The 17,001-nt window shown below is 59.8% G+C and carries 15 protein-coding genes; all 15 read right to left on the bottom strand.

Translation table 11 applies throughout. The features are described from left to right. Window positions 1–18 precede the first annotated feature (18 nt). The 15 genes from ABHT90_RS06030 to ABHT90_RS06100 all read right to left on the bottom strand — a co-directional run bounded on the left by ABHT90_RS06030 (window position 19) and on the right by ABHT90_RS06100 (window position 16,963). A complete protein-coding gene (locus ABHT90_RS06030; RefSeq protein ID WP_346981941.1) occupies window positions 19–876 on the bottom strand; it encodes a phosphate signaling complex PhoU family protein in 858 nt (285 codons plus the stop codon). A gap of 92 nt (window positions 877–968) precedes the next feature. Further along, window positions 969–1,772 carry a phosphate ABC transporter ATP-binding protein PstB gene (gene pstB, locus ABHT90_RS06035; RefSeq protein ID WP_035137966.1) on the bottom strand — a complete coding sequence of 268 codons (804 nt, stop codon included), beginning with the start codon at window positions 1,770–1,772 and terminating at the stop codon, window positions 969–971. A gap of 12 nt (window positions 1,773–1,784) precedes the next feature. Next, on the bottom strand, window positions 1,785–2,690 hold the full coding sequence (gene pstA, locus ABHT90_RS06040) for a phosphate ABC transporter permease PstA (RefSeq protein WP_346981942.1): 906 nt from the start codon (window positions 2,688–2,690) through the stop codon (window positions 1,785–1,787). Between the two features lie 3 nt (window positions 2,691–2,693). Then, window positions 2,694–3,620, bottom strand: a complete 927-nt coding sequence (gene pstC / locus ABHT90_RS06045) for a phosphate ABC transporter permease subunit PstC (protein WP_346981943.1) — start codon at window positions 3,618–3,620, stop codon at window positions 2,694–2,696. 1 nt (window position 3,621) lies between these two features. Then, complete coding sequence (locus ABHT90_RS06050; RefSeq protein WP_055251678.1) at window positions 3,622–4,458, bottom strand: phosphate ABC transporter substrate-binding protein; 837 nt, start codon at window positions 4,456–4,458, stop codon at window positions 3,622–3,624. Further along, window positions 4,455–5,255, bottom strand: a complete 801-nt coding sequence (locus tag ABHT90_RS06055; RefSeq protein WP_316364737.1) for a purine nucleoside phosphorylase YfiH/LACC1 family protein — start codon at window positions 5,253–5,255, stop codon at window positions 4,455–4,457. Before ABHT90_RS06055 ends, ABHT90_RS06050 begins: the two co-directional genes overlap by 4 nt. A 210-nt stretch (window positions 5,256–5,465) precedes the next feature. Further along, a complete protein-coding gene (gene ftsZ / locus ABHT90_RS06060; protein WP_022094491.1) occupies window positions 5,466–6,620 on the bottom strand; it encodes a cell division protein FtsZ in 1,155 nt (384 codons plus the stop codon). 199 nt (window positions 6,621–6,819) lie between these two features. Continuing rightward, window positions 6,820–7,608 (bottom strand): cell division protein FtsQ/DivIB, encoded by a 789-nt coding sequence (locus ABHT90_RS06065; RefSeq protein ID WP_022094490.1) that lies wholly within the window; start codon window positions 7,606–7,608, stop codon window positions 6,820–6,822. Between the two features lie 424 nt (window positions 7,609–8,032). Next, on the bottom strand, window positions 8,033–8,944 hold the full coding sequence (murB, locus tag ABHT90_RS06070) for a UDP-N-acetylmuramate dehydrogenase (RefSeq protein WP_346981944.1): 912 nt from the start codon (window positions 8,942–8,944) through the stop codon (window positions 8,033–8,035). A gap of 5 nt (window positions 8,945–8,949) precedes the next feature. Continuing rightward, the gene (gene murC / locus ABHT90_RS06075; protein ID WP_055286074.1) at window positions 8,950–10,368 is read right to left on the bottom strand and encodes a UDP-N-acetylmuramate--L-alanine ligase; all 1,419 of its coding nucleotides are present in this window, start codon (window positions 10,366–10,368) and stop codon (window positions 8,950–8,952) included. Window positions 10,369–10,465: 97 nt separating this feature from the next. Further along, entirely contained in the window at window positions 10,466–11,581 is a 1,116-nt protein-coding gene (gene murG / locus ABHT90_RS06080; protein WP_346981945.1) for an undecaprenyldiphospho-muramoylpentapeptide beta-N-acetylglucosaminyltransferase, read from the bottom strand. Continuing rightward, window positions 11,571–12,932 carry a putative lipid II flippase FtsW gene (gene ftsW / locus ABHT90_RS06085; RefSeq protein ID WP_346981946.1) on the bottom strand — a complete coding sequence of 454 codons (1,362 nt, stop codon included), beginning with the start codon at window positions 12,930–12,932 and terminating at the stop codon, window positions 11,571–11,573. Before ftsW ends, murG begins: the two co-directional genes overlap by 11 nt. Window positions 12,933–13,099: 167 nt before the next feature. Continuing rightward, the gene (murD, locus tag ABHT90_RS06090; protein WP_346981947.1) at window positions 13,100–14,506 is read right to left on the bottom strand and encodes a UDP-N-acetylmuramoyl-L-alanine--D-glutamate ligase; all 1,407 of its coding nucleotides are present in this window, start codon (window positions 14,504–14,506) and stop codon (window positions 13,100–13,102) included. Window positions 14,507–14,515: 9 nt separating this feature from the next. Then, complete coding sequence (gene mraY / locus ABHT90_RS06095) at window positions 14,516–15,535, bottom strand: phospho-N-acetylmuramoyl-pentapeptide-transferase (protein WP_006234262.1); 1,020 nt, start codon at window positions 15,533–15,535, stop codon at window positions 14,516–14,518. A gap of 3 nt (window positions 15,536–15,538) precedes the next feature. Continuing rightward, a complete protein-coding gene (locus tag ABHT90_RS06100; RefSeq protein WP_346981948.1) occupies window positions 15,539–16,963 on the bottom strand; it encodes a UDP-N-acetylmuramoyl-tripeptide--D-alanyl-D-alanine ligase in 1,425 nt (474 codons plus the stop codon). Window positions 16,964–17,001 lie beyond the last annotated feature (38 nt).

Genomic DNA, 17,001 nt, shown 5'->3' on the forward strand with positions numbered 1-17,001 from the left:
TTCGACGAACGAGGTTACTTACTCCTCGTCGTCCTCGCCATCGTCCTCGTCCTCAAGATGATCGAGCAGGTAGCGAAGACCCTCGCTGACCTCGTTAGTGGGCACCTTGGCAACGTAGCGAGCGTCGACGGCGGGCCTCATGATAACACCCTCGCCCGAAGGCACGCGCATGCTCTCGAGCTCATCCTCATCAGTGCGGGCGATATCGCCGGCATTCATGCGCTGACCAGTCAACAGGAAGGTCAGACGGCAAGCGGCATCGATGGAAATCGAAGCGATGCGATCGAGGTAGCGCGAAACCATGATGGCGCGGCGCAGGTCGTCATAGTTGCTGTCGTCGTCCATAAAGTCGCCCGTATCCATGCGGTTAAAGGTGCGGAAGAACTTCTCGTAGGCGGCGTGCACTGGCTCGTCCTCGACGGCCAAGTTGCAGATGATGGACATGTCATTGGTGACGAGCGCAGAAAGCGAAGAGCCCAGCACCTGGTAAACGGCCTCAGCCTCGGCCTCAACCGTGCCGACAAGCTCCTTGGGCAGCGAGATGTCGGCCTTGATCATATGACGCGTGGCGCGGCAGATCTGACGGACCTTATCGGTCATGCGCTGCAGGTTAAAGTCGACGTAGATAATCGTCTGCAGCAAGCGGAAGTCGGAGGCGACCGGTGACTGCGTGGCGATCAGGTTGTAGCACACGGCCTCCAAGTTAGCGCAGCGCGCGTCAATCGAAAGCGTGCGCTTCTTGGTCTTGGTGGCGAGCTTGCGGTCGTCGGTCACATAGGCCTTCACGGCATCGTGGAGGGCCAGATCGACGGCCTCGTAGATGCTCAGCATCTCGTGGCGGGCCTCGATGAGCTGACGGGAAAACAGTTTGCGCATGGTTCACTCCAATCAGTTGGGTGCGGTCATGCCGCCCGCACAGTGAATACGCACCGGACCAGGTCCGATCGACTTGGGACTAGTCGCATCGATCAGCCAAAGCGGCCGGTGATATAGTCTTCCGTCCGCGAGTCCACCGGGCTGGTAAAGATCGCGTCGGTTTGACCATACTCGATAAGCGTGGCGGGCTCGCCGGCAACTTCCTGCAAGAAGAACGCGGTGTAGTCACTGATACGAGCTGCCTGCTGCATTGAATGCGTGACGATGATAATCGTCATCTCGGGCGCCAGCTCGGCCATCAGATCCTCGACCTTAGAGACGGAAGTGGGGTCGATGGCGGAGCAGGGCTCGTCCATCAGGAGGACATCGGGTTGCACCGCAAGCACGCGCGCGATGCACAGACGCTGCTGCTGACCGCCCGAGAGCGCCAAACCATCCTTGTTGAGCTGATTGGATACCTCTTTCCAGAGGTTGGCGCGCTTGAGCGATTCTTCCACGATGTCATCGAGGTCGCTTTTGCTAGTCACGCCCTGCAGACGAGGGCCAAAGGCGACATTCTCGTAGATGGATTTGGGAAACGGGTTGGGCTGCTGAAAGATCATGCCAACGCGACGGCGGAGGTCGACCGGATCGACGCCCTCGGCATAGATATCGTTGCCGTCAAGCGTCATGGTGCCCTCGACGCGCGTACCCTCGATCAGGTCATTCATGCGGTTGATGCAGCGCAAAAACGTCGACTTGCCGCAGCCCGAAGGGCCAATGAAGGAGGTGATGGCGTTTTTGGCGATGTTGAGGTCGAGCCCCGTCAGCGCATGAAAGTCACCGTACCAAAAGTTGAAATCCTTGGCCGTGATGGCCGCTTGCTCCGGCGTGGGAGCGGACTGATAGACGGACATGGGACTCCTTAACTAGCGGCGCTTGCGCGACAGGAAACGCGCAAACAGGTTGAAGGCCAGAATGATCACCATCAGCAAGAGCGCGGTGCCATAGGCTGCGTTCATGTTGATGCCATCGTTGGCAAGCAGGTACAGATGGACCGTCATGGGGCGACCGGAATCAAGCGGCGAGATAGGCAGGTTGATGGCCTGACCCATGGTGTAAAGCACCACCGCAGTCTCGCCGATGGCACGGCCGATGGCAAGGACGATACCGGTGGCGATGCGGCCAAAGGCAGAAGGGAGCACGATCTTGGAAACGACCTGCCACTTGGTGGCGCCCAGGCCGTACGCGCCCCAACGGATATAGCGCGGCACGGCGCGAATAGCCTCCTCGGTGGTGCGCATGACGATGGGAAGCATCAAGAGCGCGAGCGCCAGAGCGGCCGAGACCATCGAAAGGCCCAGGCCCATAGCCTCGACAAACAAGGCGTAGCCAAACAAGCCCATAACGATGGAGGGCACCGAGGCCAAAGCGTCAGCGGCGTAGCGAATGAGCTCGACGATCTTGCCCTGCTTGGCGTACTCGGCCAGATAGACGGCTGCCAGCACAGCGATCGGCGTGCAGATAAGCATGGCGAGCGCCGTCACGTAGACGGTCGAGACGATCGTGGGCCAAATACCGCCCTCGGCGTTGACGCCCTGCGGCCAACCGAAGATAAAGTCGAGCGAGATATGTGGCAGGCCGTTAATGACCACGTAGGCGATGATAGCGACCAGCACCAGCGTGGTGATGTAGGCAGCGGCACGAAACACGCCAAGCATGATCTTGTTGGACAGGCCCTTGTTGATGCGGCCCTTCTTGCCGTGGGAAAGGGCACGCTTGATGCGCTCGCGCGACGAGGTCGTATCGACCGTCGTGTCAACGGAATCGGACATAGCCTACCCTCTCTTCTTCTTGGAAATCAGACGAACGATGCCCACCAGCGTGGCGGAGATGATAAACAGGACCACGCCCATGCCGAACAACGCCGAGCGGTGCAGACCCGAGGAATAGCTCATGTCGAGCGCAATCTGGCTCGTGAGCGTCGAGATGGGGCTCGCAATGCTGTCGGGAATAACCGGGGCGTTACCCACGACCATGAGCACGGCCATGGTCTCGCCGATGGCACGGCCCATACCCAGCACGATGGCATCCACGATACCCAGCTTGGCGGCAGGTAACACGACCTTATAGATGGTCTGCCACTTAGTAGCACCCATGGCATACGATGCCTCGCGAATGCCCATGGGAATGGAATTGAGGGCATCGATGGTAAGCGTCGTGATGGTAGGGACGATCATGATGGCGAGCACGAACCACGCTGTCAGCGCACCAAAACCAAGACCACCGGTCAGTTGCGCGATAAACGGACGAATGATGATCATGCCAAAGAAACCATAGATGATAGAAGGGATGCCGGCCAGCAGGTCGACGGCAGGGCTGATGAGCTTGCGCACGCGCTTGCTGGCGATCTCGACCAGGTACACGGCCGTACCTACGCCCAGCGGCACGCCCATGGCGAGCGCACCGACGGTCACCAGACCTGAGCCGGCAAGCAGCGACATGATGCCGTAGTGGCCCTCAGAGGGCGCCCACGTAAAGCTAAAGAATTCCGCCAGACCGATGTCGGTAAAGACGGGCAGCGCCGAGTACGTGGTAAAGACAAAAATCAGGATGACGGTAACGACCGCCAAGAACGCGCAGGCAAAGAAGATCCACTGCAGCGCCTTCTCCTTGATATAGGTACTGCGCGATACGAGCGCCAGCTCGCGCTTCTTGGGCGTCTGAACATTCTGCTCAGTCTGGGAGTTTTCCTGTGCTTCCATGCTACTCACTCCCCTTCTCGTCGTTGGTGACGGGGATAAAGCCCGCCTCACGAATCTGCTTGTCCATTTTTTCGGACGTCACGTAGTCGATGTAATCCTGCGCCTGCTGCGAAGGCGCACCCTTCACAAAGAAGTAAAGGTCGCGTGAGATGGGATAGCCGCCGCTCGCGACCGTCTTCTCGGACGCCTCAACATGATTGACCGAGACGGCCTTGACCGAGGTCTTGGCGTTGAGGCTATCGACGAAGCCCAGCGAAATGTAGCCAATGGCACCGCGCGAACGAGATACCACGTCGCGCACCTGGCCCGTGCCCGAAAGAACGGCCGAGCGGCGATCGAACGGGGTGCCGTCCATCACGATGGTGCGAAAGGCCTCACGCGTGCCGGACGCCTCATCTCGGTTGATGACCTGAATCCTCAGGTCCTCGCCACCGACTTCTTTCCAGTTGGTGATCTTGCCGGCGTAAATATCGCGGAGCTGCTCGGTCGAGAGGTTATCGACCGGGTTATCGTCGTTCACGATGACCGCGATACCGTCGTGGGCAATGACGATGGGAGTCAGGCCCAGATCCTGTTCGTCGGCATTGAGTCCACGGGAGGAGCTGGCGATATCGGCCGTGCCGGCGCTGACAGCCTCGATGCCAGCGGAAGAACCCAAACCGGAAACGAGCACGTCGATGCCGGTCTCCTCCTTAAAACCCTCGGCCGCAATCTCGGCGATAGGAAGGCAGGTCGTGGAGCCGGCGACGGTAATGGAAGAGGTAGAAGATCCCGAAGAACAGGCGCACAGCGTAAGCGTAAGCACAGCGGCGCTCAGGACCGATACGATCTTTCTCATAGCATCACGCCGATCGCAGCATGGCGCCCACAGGTGCCGTTCTCGTTACGGTAGGAATAAAAGCGGTCGTTCTGACGCACGGTCGAAAGCTGGGTATCCACGATATTATCCGCGTCGACACCGACATCTACCAGCGCCTCGCAAATGGCAGCGGAAAGATTGAGCATGCGAGAGGTGCTCGCATCGATGCACGAGAACTCGGCGGCAAAGCGATCCATGAGTTCCTGGGATACCTCATATTCGTCACCCAAGATATGGGGGCCGATATAGGCCGAGATGTCACTTGCATCGCAGCCGGCAGCATCGCAAAGCGCCTGGCACGCCTTGGCGGAAATACGTGCAATCGTGCCCTTCCAGCCGGAGTGCACCACGGCAAATCCGCCAGGGGCCACCAGCACCACGGGAACGCAGTCGGCAAAGCAGAGTAGCACGGGTACGTTATGCGCCGTGCAGACGATGGCATCGCAGCCCTCGGCAATCTGCTCGCGAACGTCCTCAAGGTCATCGGCGCCGTTCGAGGTCACCGCAACGATATGGTCACCATGGACCTGATTGGGAACGAGCAGGTTGTGCTCGCACTCGGCGGCACCCATAGCCTCGAGCGCGCGACGACGATTTTCTTGAACAGCAAAGGGGTCATCGCCAACATGCGAGCCCAAGTTGAGTGAGGAGTACGCATCTTCGGAAACACCACCGGCGCGTTCGGTGAAGGCAAAGCGAACATCGGATGTCGCGCCCTCCACCAACGTAACTCCATCATGGTCGACACGCGAAACGTTGTCCGCACGTGCTGCCATACTAAAGCCTCCTAATAACACAAGTATTGCGGCATCGCCGCTACAGCCAGCGTTTATATGGCTGTCATACTTCTCTTAAAGGATACCTGCTGCGCTGGAGGCAATCGTAAAGGGAACGTAAGGAGATTGGAGGTTCTAGTTTACAAAGTCGAAATAAAAAGGGCGCGCCCATACGGACACGCCCCTGTGCACAACAATGCAAAGAACGACTTAGAAGCTACCGCGCTTCAGGAAGTCGGGAAGCTCGAACTGATCGTTGCCGAAGTTAGGAAGCTCGGTGCCACCGACGTTGCGGGTCGGAGCGGCCTGAGCCGGGCTTGTGGCAGGAGCGGTGCGCTGCGGCTCAGCGGAGGCAGCGGCCTTGCTCTGAGACTGCTGGGCAGCAAAGAGCTCGTCCTGACGGTTGACGTTGGAGTCGGAGAAGCCCGTAGCGATGACGGTGATACGCACCTGATCGCCCAGGGACTCGTCGACAACGGTACCGAAGATGATGTTGGCCTCGGGGTCGACGGCGTTGGCGACAACGTCGGCGGCGTCGCTGATCTCCTGGATGCCCAGGTCCTTGGAACCGGCGATGGAGAGCAGCACGCGCGTGGCACCATCGATGGAGCTCTCGAGCAGCGGGCTGGAGATGGCCTGCTGGGCAGCGTCGACGGCACGGGTATCCCCAGAAGAGGTACCGATACCCATCATGGCGGTACCGGCCTGCTTCATGATGGTCTTAACATCGGCGAAGTCCAGGTTGATGATACCGGGGACGGTGATGAGGTCGGTGATGCCCTGGGTGCCCTGGGAAAGAACGCCATCGGCAATCGCGAAGGCCTCGAGCATGGTGGTCTTCTTCTCGGCGATGTCGAGCAGCTTATCGTTAGGGATGACGATCATGGTGTCGACGCAATCGGAGAGGGTCTTAATGCCCTCCTCGGCGCTCTTCTTGCGCTTGCGGCCCTCGAAGGTGAAGGGCTTGGTCACGACGGCGACGGTCAGCGCACCGACCTCGTTCATCGCGATATCGGCAACGATGGGAGCAGCGCCGGTACCGGTGCCACCGCCCTCGCCGCAGGTGATGAACACCATGTCGGCGCCAGCGAGCGCCTCGGCAATGTCGTCGCGGGACTCATCGGCAGCCTTGCGGCCAACCTCGGGGTTGGCGCCGGCGCCCAGGCCGCGGGTAAGGTCGGTGCCGATGTGCACCTTGATATCGGCATCAGAGATCGCGAGTGCCTGAGCATCGGTGTTGATGGCAACAAACTCGACGCCGCGGATGCCCTCTTCGATCATTCGATTGACCGCGTTGGTACCGCCGCCGCCGACGCCGACCACCTTAATGACGGCAAGGTAGTTGTTGATCTCTGTCTCGTGCATGTCGGTCCTCCGAACAAAGGTTATAGCCATAGCATGGGTCGACCCCTGCGCACATTAACCTTCAGGTTGAAAGTAAATGCAAAGGTAAACCGTATTATGTTTGCACATTATGAACGTATCAGTCAAATAATTGACCGTGAAAACCAAACAAACCAGATAAACGGCGTGGTATGGCCCCTCAACAAAGCATCAACCAGCGCTACGAGGTCGGAGCGTTCCTAAATGTATAGTTACCCGGAGAGCGCACATTGATATACGTTACGCCCTCTACCTGCGAAAGCAGCTTGGTGACTACGCGCTCCTTCTTGACGATATCGTTCGAATCGCCCAGCGACACCTCAATGCCGTTATTGAGGTTTGCCGAGATGGCTTCGACCGAAGGCGTGGAAATATCCTTGACTTGTCCCAAGAACTCGCTCGAAAAACCACGCACATAATCCAAGCCAGCCTTAACGGCCTTGGAGCTCACCGCCTGGCCGGAAACCGGAGCGACATCCGCCGAGACATCAGTCAACAACACCGCGCCATAGTGCTTAGCGAGCGCCAGCGCGGCATCAATGCCGGTCAGGGTATTTGAGCCCTGCCCCGTCGTGATGACGTTGCCCTGGTCATCCACTTCGACCGACGTCGACAGCGGGGCGATCCAGGTGTCATCATCCCCGATGGCCCAGGCAAGGTCATCGGAGCTGATATAGGCAATTGCGATGACCTTGCGCTCCATCGGCGTAATGATGAGCGTATGCGGGAACTGACGCTGGACATCCACGCCCGAGACCCACGGGTTCTGCTTGAGGTCCTCGGTAATCTGGTCGGGATCGACGTTAAAAAGCGACGTTCCCTCGGGCAAATCGATCAGCTGGATAGCATCGTGCTTCGTCACATGCTCGCTGCCTTGAATCTGAATATCAGTGGCGGTAAACAATCCAGAGTTGATCACCACGATAGCAACGACGACGAGCACGGCCAAGACGGCCAGAACGCCGCCCACGATTTTGCCTTTGCCTGTAACGAGAGAAGCGGCGTCTGACGTTTTATTTGCCATCGCCCCAAGTGAAGACAACGGGTTGACGCCTTTTTTACCCGAAGGCTTCTTGGCGGTAGCCGGCACCGATGTCAGCGAGCGCGGTTTCGATGCGCCCAGCGTGCGACCGGGACGCACCGCTTTAGTTCCTGTCGAGGGCTTAGGAGTTGCCATGGGACGGGCAGGCTTGGTGCCCATAACAGGCTTTGACGTCACCGAGGGACGCGAGGACTTTTTTGCGGCCGGACGATTACCGAGCTGCGAGCCGACAACCGGCCGACTGGTCTGTCGAGCATGCCCGACAGACTTAGAGTGCGCGACGGTATTGCGTTGAGGTTTGGCAGGCGCGCCGGAACGCCCTCCGGCGCGGCGGAAGGTGGGTTTCGATACTCTAGAAGCCGAGGAATTTAACTTCCGGTCTGAGCTCGATGCCATACGCCTCCCTCACCTTTCCGTGCACATGTCTGATAACCGCGGCAACGTCATCGGCCGAGGCAGTTCCGTTATTAACGATAAAATTAGCGTGAACGGGCGAAACTTCCGCGCCGCCAATCGAAAAACCCTTTAATCCACAATCCTCGATAAGCTTGCCCACACTCGCATCGGGCGGGTTGCGAAAGACAGACCCGCAGGATGCGCGACCCATGGGCTGCGTACGCTTGCGCCTTGTAAGGTACCGCTCCATGCGCTCGCGAATGTCGGCCTTGGGCGCCGGTTTAAGCTTGAACACGCACTCGAGGATGATCTCATTGCGGGGAAGGCTACATTCGCGGTAGCCCCAAGTGATCTCGGACCCCGCATAATGCTTGATACCGAATGCCGGGTCAAACGTTACGACATCCTCAACCAGCGAGCCAATCCACTCGGTCCGTGTGCCGGCATTCATAGATATCGCACCGCCGACCGAACCAGGGATGCCAACGGCAAACTCAAGGCCCGAAAGGCTACGCGACAGGGCATCGTTGACCAGGCGCGCAAACATCACGCCCGCACCGACCGTCAGCGTACAACCGTCATCGGCAACAACCGTGCGCTGAAACTCACGTCCGAGCGAAATGACGGCACCGCGATAACCGCCATCGGCAACCAGCAGATTGGAGCCCTTGCCGATGATGACCCACGGCACCTGCTCGCGATCGAGCACCGCCACGGCGCGACGGAGGGCATGATAGCTATGGCACGTCACAAAGAGGTCGGCCTTGCCGCCGATACGATAGCTCGTATGACGCGCAAGGCGCTCGTCCTCGATCACATCCGTGTCGATCATGCCCGAGAGCGCCATGACGGCGTTAAACAGACCCATTAGACTTAAGCGTCTTTCTTGGCAGTCAGATACTCAATGAACTCGGGGCCGACGGTCGTAACGTCGCCGGCACCCATGGTGAGCAGCAGGTCGCCCTCGCCCACCATCTGCTCGAGCTCCTGATTGAGCTCAAGACGGCTGGAGCAGTACACGACCTCCTTGCCAGGATGCTTGGCGCGCACGGTATCGGCGAGCATCTTAGAGGTGACACCCGGAATGGGCATTTCGCCAGCCGAGAACACATCAATCAGCAGCAGTTTATCGGCATTGGCAAATGCATCGGCAAAGTCGTCGCACAGGGCCTGCAGGCGCGAATAGCGGTGCGGCTGGAACACGACGTCGACGTGCTTGTAACCCAGCGACGAAGCGGCAGCAAGCGTCGCCTTGATCTCGGTGGGGTGATGGCCGTAATCATCGACCACGGTGATGCCATCGATATCGCCCACGTGGGTAAAGCGACGGCGGACGCCTTCAAAGCTCGAGAGCGCCTTGGCGGCGGCGTCGATGTCAAGGCCCAGGACATGGGCGACGGTGAGCACGGCCGTGGCGTTGAGCATGTTGTGGCGACCGGGATTGCTCTTGATCTCCACAGCGTGCTCAGTGCCGTCCTCAAAGCGAACGATAAAGTCACTCTGGATGCCCTTGACATCCGGGTGCATGCAGACGATGTCGTTGCTCTCGGCAAAGCCGTAGGAAAGCACGTGACGGCCCGTCGACTTGGCGAGCTCGACCAGATGCGGGTCCTCACCGCAGACGATGACGGTGCCGTCCTCGCCCACCAGGCTCATGAATTTGGCGAAAGTTGCCTCGATCTCCTCGATACCCGAGTAGTGATCGAGGTGGTCGGCCTCGACGTTGGTCACAATGACTACGTTGGGGTTCAGGAACAGGAAGGAGCTGTCGGACTCGTCGGCCTCGGCGACAAAGTAGTCGCCCGAGCCGTTCTTGCCGTTCGTGTCATAGCCCTCGACGATGCCACCGATCAAGAAGCTCGGATCCAGACCCATGCGGTCGAGCATGGTGGCGCACATCGAAGACGTGGTGGTCTTGCCATGCGTGCCGGCAACAGCGACGGTGGTGTACCCGTGGCCCAATGCAGAGAGCATCTTGGCACGGGGCCACACAGGAATGCCCAGCTCGCGAGCGCGCACGAGCTCAGGGTTGGACTCCGGAATAGCGGTGGAGACAACAACCACGTCGGGCTTGACCTCGTCGATCGTGGCGGCCTCATGGCCCACATGCACCTTCACACCAGCGCGGGTAAGCTGGCGGATATAACGTGACGTCTTAAGGTCGGAGCCGGTAACGGCATAACCGCGCTCGTGCAGAACGAGGGCGATGCCGCTCATGCCGGCGCCGCCGATACCGATAAAGTGGGCGCTCTTAAACTCGGGCGCGGAGGTTGCAGTCTGGGAATCAGCCATGTGCTCGTGTACTCCTTGCGTAAACACTGCCTGTAACCCGTTAACTGTACCGCACCTACCGCATCAGCGCGAGGGCGACCGACGATATCCCGTCTAACTAACGCAAACCCTCTACCGCATCCGCCAGAAGAGCGGCGGCCCTATCCTGAGCCAGACCACGTGCCGCCTGACGCATGGCGTCGCGCGCCGCCGCGTCATCGACCAAGTGCAGCAGCTCATCGGCAAAGGCAGAACCATCGATATCGGCATCGGCGCAGAGCACACCGGCCCCGGCGTCGACCAGATAACGGGCATTGGTGGTTTGGTGGTCGGCCGTCGCATGCGGATACGGCACGAGCACCGAGGGCACGGCGAGCGCAGCGATCTCGGCCACGCTCGATGCGCCCGAACGCGAGAGCACCAAATCGGCAGCAGCCAGCATATCGCCCATGTTGTCGATGTAAGGCTGGACGCGATAACGCTTCGCCTCCTCGGGCGTCAGCGCCAAAGCGCGCTCGGTCTCCTCAAAGCCGTCGGCACCCGTCGAATGCAACACATAGAGGCTCTTGCGCGAAAGCAGCTCGTTTTTGAGCGAGACCACGCGCTCGTTGAGGTGCTGGGCGCCAAGTGAACCGCCAAAGACGAGCAGCAGCGTAGCGTCCTCGGGAACGCCAAGTGCCTTGCGGCCGCGAGCGCGATCGCCCTCGATCACCGAGCGACGTACGGGGTTGCCGGTCATGAGCACGTGGTCAGGGTCACCTTCGCGCTCAAAAACCGAACGCGCTGCCGGCACCGAGATGCACACGCGGGCGGCGTGGGAGTTCATCATCTTGTTGGCCAGGCCCGGAACAGAGTTCTGCTCATGCAGCAGATACGGAACGCCCGCGCCCTTGCACCACCCCAGCAGCGGAACCTCGACATAGGCACCAAAACCGATGGCGGCGTCGGGCTTGCCGACCTTTGAGAAATGACTGGCGAGCGCACGCTTGGCTTTGTTGACACGCCACAGCGAGGTCAGCGCCGTCCAAGGACGGGAGCGGTCGAAGCCCGTGACCGTAATGGGCACAAAATCAAACCCAGCCTCGGGGACCAGACGACCCTCGAGCTTGCGCGACTGGCCCACGAACACAACGTGGTGGCCACGATCACGCAGTTCTTCGGCCAAGGCGAGCGCGGGGTTGATGTGTCCTGCCGTGCCGCCGGCTGCAATAGCAACGGTCATTTTATCGGTCATGGTAGTCCCTTCGTACACGCGGTCCCTGGTCGTCGGTGCGCAGACGCGCCGACGGGTCCGAGTTCAAATCGATTCGATTATATCCGCCGCCCGCGTTGCGAGGGCTGGGGCGCTGAGGACGACCTTGCGGAGCCATTCGCGGGCGTGGACGAGCTGCCGGCTCGGATGGAGAACCATCAAGAACGGTAAAGCCGCTACGCGAAGGTCGTTCACCGCGCACATGGGCCACGCCGGCAGTGCTCTCGTCCATAACGGCAAAGCTCTCGCGGCGACGGTCGTACTCATCGCGACGGGCGCTCTCATACGAAACGCGCAGGATCAGACCGGCGAGCATAAGCGACACGATAATCGACGAACCGCCGTAGCTAATAAACGGCAACGGTTTGCCCGTCATGGGAAACACGTTGAGGATGCCCAGCGCGTTAATCAAAAACTGCACCGCGAGAATGACCGCGGAGCCAGACGCCATAAGCGCGCCCCGACGATCGGTCGCCTGCTCGGCAATGCGAAACGCCGAGTAGATCAGCATCGCAAACACCAAGAAGAACAGCACGGTTCCGACAAAACCGACTTCCTCGCCAATGATGGCCAGGATGTAGTCATTGTGCGCCTCGGGAAGATACGAGTACTTCATGGTTGAGTTGCCGATGCCACGGCCGAACAGACCGCCCGAGGCAAAGGCCATGATGGCAAGCGTGGCCTGATAGCCGTCACCATACTCGTCGGCCCAAGGGTTCAAGGCAACCTGAATGCGCACCATACGGTACGGCTCTGCGACAAGCGCAATCACGATCACGAGAATGCCGAAGATTAGCACGCCGATGATAAATCTGGGGTCGAGACCCGCAAACAACGCCATGCACATGAGGGTCAACAGGATGATCAGGACAGTACCGAAATCGGGCTGGATAAAGATCAGAAAGAGCGAAATACCCAGGTAGATGCCCATCTTGCGAAGGAATTCGTTGATGTTGCCACCGGGCGAAAAGAAGCGATCAAGCATGATGGCCGAATACGCAATGGCAAATGGCTTTAAAAACTCGGAAGGCTGGAACTGAATACCGGCGATGTTGAGCCAGCGCGTGGCGCCACGGCTGCCGCTGCCCACCAAGAACACCAGAAGCAGTAGCCCTATCATGCCGATAAGGAAGATCCTGAGCACATCCTCCCCAAACCAGCTGTCCGGCAAAACGCGCACGATGGCAATCAGCGCTAGAACACCGACCACGGCAAACGCGGCCTGTCGACCCAGAAAAAACGTCGCCGAGCCATTCTCGTGCAGCGCCTCGACCGAAGACGCCGAGTACACCATCAACAGGCCAAAGCATACCAAGGTAAACAAGCAGGCCATGAATATCAAACGGGGGCGCATGATACGGGCGGGAACGCCGGCAATATAGCGTTCGCTAAACGACTGCCCGCCGCGGCTGGAACGCGGTGTGATACGACGTGAGGAAGCACGGTCCGAGTCGGGCCTCCTCATACCTTGTCGGGGGCTCTCCTCTCTCACCGCAACCCCTATTCCATTTGTGATTTCGCTGCAGCGGCAAGCTGGGCCACGTAGTCCTTAAACACGCGGCCGCGCTCCTCATAGCCCGAGAACTCATCGAACGAAGAGCAGGCAGGAGAAAGTAAGATCACGTCACCACGGCTCGACAGCGAACGGGCGACGTCCACGGCGTCGCGTAGGTCATCCGCCTGGGCGATATCCACATCGCCATCGACATCGGCCTCGTCCATAGCGGCGGTGAAGCGCTCGCGCGCATCGCCAAAGCAGACGACCGAGCGCACGTTGTCCATAACGACGCGCGCGAAGTCCGTGAGCGGCGTGCCCTTATCGTGGCCGCCGAGCAGCAAGATCACGTCGTCATCGGGAAATGCCGTCAGTGCCTTCTCGACCGCATCGGTGTTGGTCGCCTTGGAATCGTTGACGTAGCGCACGCCGTCAATCTCGCCACACGGCTCCACGCGGTGCTCGAGCGGCTGGAACGAGGCAAGACCGCGGCAGACACCATCGACATCGGCACCGACCGCCAAGGCAGCCGTGGCGGCGCACAGGGCATTGATAACATTGTGATGGCCCGAGATCTTGAGCTCGGATGTAGCGATGAGCGGGGTCTCGACGCCCTTCAGGCGCACGACCATCTTGCCGTCGCGCACAAAGGCGGCATCCTCGCCCTCAGGCTCGTCAAAGGCAACCTTGCAGATGCGACGACCCGGCGTGTAGATGTACTCATCGAACTCGTGAATGCCGGCGTCTTCGACGTCGACAACCGCCAGATCGTCATCGACCATATTGTCAAACAGTTTGATCTTGGCAAGCGCGTAGTTCTTATGGCTCTTATGCCAGCCCAAGTGGTCGGGAGTGATGTTGAGCAGCACCGCCACGCGGGGGTGGAGCTCGGTTGTCGTAGCAATCTGATAGCTCGAGAGCTCAGCCACAAACCACTCGTTGTGGGCTCGGCCGTCAATCTCGTTGACCGGCGGCTCGCCGATGTTGCCGACAGCTACGCTGGCCTCACCAGCAGCCTTGAGCAGATAATCAGTCAGCGACGTGGTAGTCGTCTTGCCGTTGGTACCCGTAATGGCAATCCAGTTATCGGGCGACAGGCGATAGGCAAACTCGGGCTCACCCATAATCTGGGCGGCATGCTCGCGCCCGGCCTTAAAGAAGCCCGAGAACTCCGAGATGCCCGGGCACGTCACGCATACGTCATAGGCGCCCTCGACCTGTTCGGTCCCATAGACAAACGACGCACCAGCAGCCTCGAGCGCACGCGTGGCGTCATTGGGCTCAGAGGTGCCGCCGCCATACACGGTAACGGCGCTTACGCGCTCGGGATGTGCCAGCGCCCAGCGGGCGACATCGAGACCGGATTTGCCCTGACCCAAAACGAGCAGGCTAAAGACATCAGCAAGAGGCATGAAAGACCACTATCCCAACTGGAAGAACAGAGCAAGGCCAACGGCACCAAAGGCCGCAGCGATAATCCAAAAACGGATGACGACCTTGGTCTCGGCCCAGCCCTTCTTTTCGAAATGATGATGGATGGGCGCCATAAGGAAGACGCGCTTGTGCGTAAAGTGGAAGTAGACAACCTGAATCATGACCGACAGGGTCTCAACGATAAACAGGCCGCCGATGATGAGGGAGACGACCTCGGTGTTGGTCATGATGGACGTGCAGGCAAACGCGGCGCCCAGGGCAAGCGAGCCGGTATCACCCATAAAGATGCTCGCCGGATAGCAGTTGAACCACAGAAAGCCCAAGCAGGCACCGGCACACGCGGTGCAGAAGATGGACAGGTTCACGTCTCCGTGCAAAAACGCCATGGCGGCCATGGCGAGCATGGCAATCATGGAGGTGCCGCCAGCAAGACCGTCAAGGCCATCGGTCAGGTTCACGGCATTAGAAAGACCGGCGATCATCAGCCAGCAAAAGACAATGTAGAGCCACGGGAACGAAAGGCCACAGATGGTGGTCGAAAGAACACCGAGGTCAATCGTCAGGCCGCCGGGAAAACGAATCTCGGGGGCGACGCCGCACCAGTTGACGGCAAGTACCGTAAAGGTGACACAGATAATGGTTAGGCCGATCATCTTGGCATGGGGCGTCAGACCGAGCGAGCGCCCATGCGTAACGGAGGTCAGGTCGTCGATCAGGCCCAGCACGCCGGTCGCCAGCGTGGCGAGCAGCACGAGCACGAGCTCGGTGGTGAGCTTGCCCATCAGCAGGCAGGTCAGCGAGATCGCGACGAGGATGACAACGCCACCCATGGTGGGCGTTCCCTGCTTAACCAAATGACGCTTGGGGCCGTCGGCACGAACCTGCTGGCCGATACCCTCGACCTTGAGTAGCTTGATCCACCACGGCATGAGCAGCAGCGCAATGGCGGCGGCGATGCCAAGCCCCAAAAAAGCCTGATACGTTGGATACGAGGGATTGCCGAACATGGGCTAGCACACACCTTCCACAAAGCGGTCGAGCTCAACAAAGCGGGAACCCTTGACCAGTACAACATCATGTTTTTCAAGCGCGCCGCCCATGCGGTCGAGCACCTGCTGATAATCGGAGAACACTTGGATGCGGTCCTCGTCCATGCCCATCATTCGCGCGGCATCGGCCATAAGCTGGGCCAGCTCACCACCCACGCACGCCAGCATGTCGAGCTTCTTGGCGGCGGCATAGGCGCCCACGAGCTCATGCATGCGAGGAGCCTCATCGCCCATCTCGCCCATCTCGCCCAGGATCGCCATACGAGACCCCGTGCACGAAAGCGAGCACAGCAGATCGAGGCCAGCAGCCATGGATTCGGCACTGGCGTTATAGGAATCGTCGATGATGCGTGCACCGCTCTTGGCGCGCTTGATCTCCTGGCGGTGACCGGTGATCGTGAGGCCTCTAAAGGCAGCATCGATCTGCTCGGGCGTCACGCCCAGGCGATAGGCAACTGCGGCGGCCTTAACGGCATTTGGGACGGACTGCACGCCGGGGATGGCAAGCATGGTATCGGTCGTCTCACCCTGGCCAAAATCGAGCGTAAAGACCGGACGGCCCTCGTCATCAACACGAATGTCGCGGGCACGGACCTCATCATCGTCCGAGACGCCGGCCAGCATCACATCGATACCAGCAGGCTGGGCGAACGTATCGCGAATGAACGGCGTAAAGTCGTCCTCACCGCCCAAAATCAGCAGTGGCAAGAAGTCGCCGGCGGCGCACATACCCTGGACAATCTCGGCCTTAGCGCGGGCGATGTTCTCGCGGCTGCCCAAAATGCCGATGTGAGAGGTACCAATCTTGCTCACGATGGCAAGGTTGGGATTGGCGGACTGGGACAGGCGCTCAATCTCGTGGAAATGGTTCATGCCCATCTCGAGCACCAGGACCTCGGTATCGGCCGGAGCGGAAAGCACCGTGAGCGGCATGCCGATCAGGTTATTGAAATTGCCCTTGGTGGCCCAGACACGATAGCGCTTGGCGAGCACGGCGGCGAGCACGTCCTTGGTCGTCGTCTTGCCGATGGAACCGGTAATACCAACGACCAGGCAGCCAAGCTCCAGGCGATACGTGTGCGCCAAACGCAGCAGAAACTCCTCGGGATCATCGGTCAGCAGGATGGCGCACCCCTTGTCCTGCGCCAGCGAGACCAGCTCGGCCTCGGGCTCACGCGTCATCACGACGGCGCCGGCACCCGACTGGACGGCACGGGAAGCAAAATCATTGCCGTCGACGTTTTCACCGGGAAAGGCGACGAAAATCGTCCCTTCCTCGACCTGGCGCGAGTCGATAACGCACCCGCGGCATACCCGATCGGCTTCTCCCGTCACGGTTCGGGCCCCTGTTGCGGCCGCGAGGTTGTTGACGGCGATCTCTATCATTGCAGCTCCCCTGTAAACCTAATAATGCTATCGGCGTA

It is taken from the genome of Collinsella aerofaciens (genome assembly GCF_039758815.1).
Taxonomy (GTDB): domain Bacteria; phylum Actinomycetota; class Coriobacteriia; order Coriobacteriales; family Coriobacteriaceae; genus Collinsella; species Collinsella aerofaciens_BP.

Excerpts from the sequence above, each read along its gene's own strand:
- pstB (WP_035137966.1), bottom strand. The coding sequence starts at position 1,772 with ATGTCCGTCTATCAGTCCGCTCCCACGCCGGAGCAAGCGGCCATCACG.
- ftsZ (WP_022094491.1), bottom strand. The coding sequence starts at position 6,620 with ATGCACGAGACAGAGATCAACAACTACCTTGCCGTCATTAAGGTGGTC.
- ABHT90_RS06050 (WP_055251678.1), bottom strand. The coding sequence starts at position 4,458 with ATGAGAAAGATCGTATCGGTCCTGAGCGCCGCTGTGCTTACGCTTACG.
- pstA (WP_346981942.1), bottom strand. The coding sequence starts at position 2,690 with ATGTCCGATTCCGTTGACACGACGGTCGATACGACCTCGTCGCGCGAG.
- murB (WP_346981944.1), bottom strand. The coding sequence starts at position 8,944 with ATGGGTCTGTTTAACGCCGTCATGGCGCTCTCGGGCATGATCGACACG.
- ABHT90_RS06055 (WP_316364737.1), bottom strand. The coding sequence starts at position 5,255 with ATGGCAGCACGTGCGGACAACGTTTCGCGTGTCGACCATGATGGAGTT.
- pstC (WP_346981943.1), bottom strand. The coding sequence starts at position 3,620 with ATGGAAGCACAGGAAAACTCCCAGACTGAGCAGAATGTTCAGACGCCC.
- ABHT90_RS06100 (WP_346981948.1), bottom strand. The coding sequence starts at position 16,963 with ATGATAGAGATCGCCGTCAACAACCTCGCGGCCGCAACAGGGGCCCGA.
- murD (WP_346981947.1), bottom strand. The coding sequence starts at position 14,506 with ATGCCTCTTGCTGATGTCTTTAGCCTGCTCGTTTTGGGTCAGGGCAAA.
- murC (WP_055286074.1), bottom strand. The coding sequence starts at position 10,368 with ATGGCTGATTCCCAGACTGCAACCTCCGCGCCCGAGTTTAAGAGCGCC.
- mraY (WP_006234262.1), bottom strand. The coding sequence starts at position 15,535 with ATGTTCGGCAATCCCTCGTATCCAACGTATCAGGCTTTTTTGGGGCTT.
- ABHT90_RS06030 (WP_346981941.1), bottom strand. The coding sequence starts at position 876 with ATGCGCAAACTGTTTTCCCGTCAGCTCATCGAGGCCCGCCACGAGATG.
- murG (WP_346981945.1), bottom strand. The coding sequence starts at position 11,581 with ATGACCGATAAAATGACCGTTGCTATTGCAGCCGGCGGCACGGCAGGA.
- ftsW (WP_346981946.1), bottom strand. The coding sequence starts at position 12,932 with ATGGCCTGCTTGTTTACCTTGGTATGCTTTGGCCTGTTGATGGTGTAC.